At 39.4% G+C, this 1,344-nt stretch carries 2 protein-coding genes; both read right to left on the bottom strand.

Features of this window, described 5'->3' with window-relative positions:
• The coding region (locus H5072_RS19575; RefSeq protein ID WP_182694526.1) for a DUF2489 domain-containing protein at positions 1 to 469 on the bottom strand (469 nt) is incomplete at its 3' end.
• Positions 470 to 481: 12 nt separating this feature from the next.
• Entirely contained in the window at positions 482 to 1,066 is a 585-nt protein-coding gene (yihI, locus tag H5072_RS19580; protein WP_002959924.1) for a Der GTPase-activating protein YihI, read from the bottom strand.
• Between the last annotated feature and the right edge of the window lie 278 nt (positions 1,067 to 1,344).

Consider the following 1,344-nt stretch of genomic DNA (forward strand, 5'->3'; position numbering starts at 1 on the left):
TAATAATTTTAGCGCAATCCGCTTTAACTTCATCTTTAAGTGTTTTTTCAGCTTGCCAGCGAGCCTTATCTAGCTTAAAAATCTCTTTTTTAGAGTATTTTTTACGTGCATCGTGCGTCGGCATTTCTTTAACTACCTGATACATTTTATAAATACCAGGATACTGCGTCGTTAAATCACGCTCGCTTTCAAAGGCATACTGAGACATAAGTACCCAAATACGTAAACAGCCTTCAGAAAACTCACACTGCTCTTCATTCATTGCACGTGCGATTAAATGAATACTATCGGCTAGTTTTGCGTTTCGCTTTAAACGCGACTTTTCAAGCTTTTGCTTTTGTTCAGCCTGCGTTTTAGCAATTAACTTTTTTTGCGCATTTAACTTATACAGCAACTGACCCGCATAAAATGCCAAACCAGCTATGATAGCAGCGCCTAAAAGTAAGGCTAAAATTACCGAGGTACTCATTATTTATCCTTACTATTTGTCGTCTTCATCTAACCATTCGTTGGCTAAATCATCAGATAAGTATTGATCGAAATCAGAATTGCCTTGGCTTTCAAGGTCATCTTCAAACTCGTCTTCGTCCTCATCTTCAATACCAAGAATTTCACATAACGCCTGATGACGGGCAATGCGACTATTAAAGTACTTAGCATCTTTACCTGTTAGCATTTCACCTTTTTCATGACGCTCTACTAATTTAAGTAAACGTTCATCATTCTCAAGTGCTTCTAGCTCTTGTTCAGGTGTAAATTCAGGCTCGATTACTTTTTTCAGCTCAATAGTTGGCTTTAAGTTGCGTTTCATTTCAACTTTAGGCTCTGGCGCGGTTGCGATTAACGGCACAGGCTTTTTACTGCCTACACGCTTATCTTTAGGCGCGTGATTACTATTTTGGCTTTCGCTATCTAGTAAATCTGGCGCATTACGAGAACCGGGCTTTGCGCCTTTGGTTTTTTTAACTCGCTGCTCTTTTAATGCGCGCATTTCTTTAAGCTTATCTTGGCTTAAACGAACAGGTCCGTTTGCTGGGCTTTTGCGTGACTTTTTAGTTCTACTCATATCTTGATCATCTCACTTAAGAGGTTTTGAGCGAAGCGCAAATTAATGGGCATCGCAGTGCTGGCCTAGCCAGAAGAATTCAGTTTGCGCTATAGAGGTTGGGTTTCTCATTTAAAAGCGCCTTAGCTAATTAATCGCTAATTTTAAACGGTGGGTATTGTAACAGGACAAATAAAAAGGCGGTAGAGAAAACATCTCTACCGCCTGCTAATCTGAGCGCCATTATCTGGACACTTCTCCCTTCGACTTTTTTTAGTCTTTATTATTTTTATTATTAT

The organism is Pseudoalteromonas sp. SR45-5, from assembly GCF_014163565.1.
GTDB classification, from domain to species: Bacteria; Pseudomonadota; Gammaproteobacteria; order Enterobacterales; family Alteromonadaceae; genus Pseudoalteromonas; species Pseudoalteromonas distincta.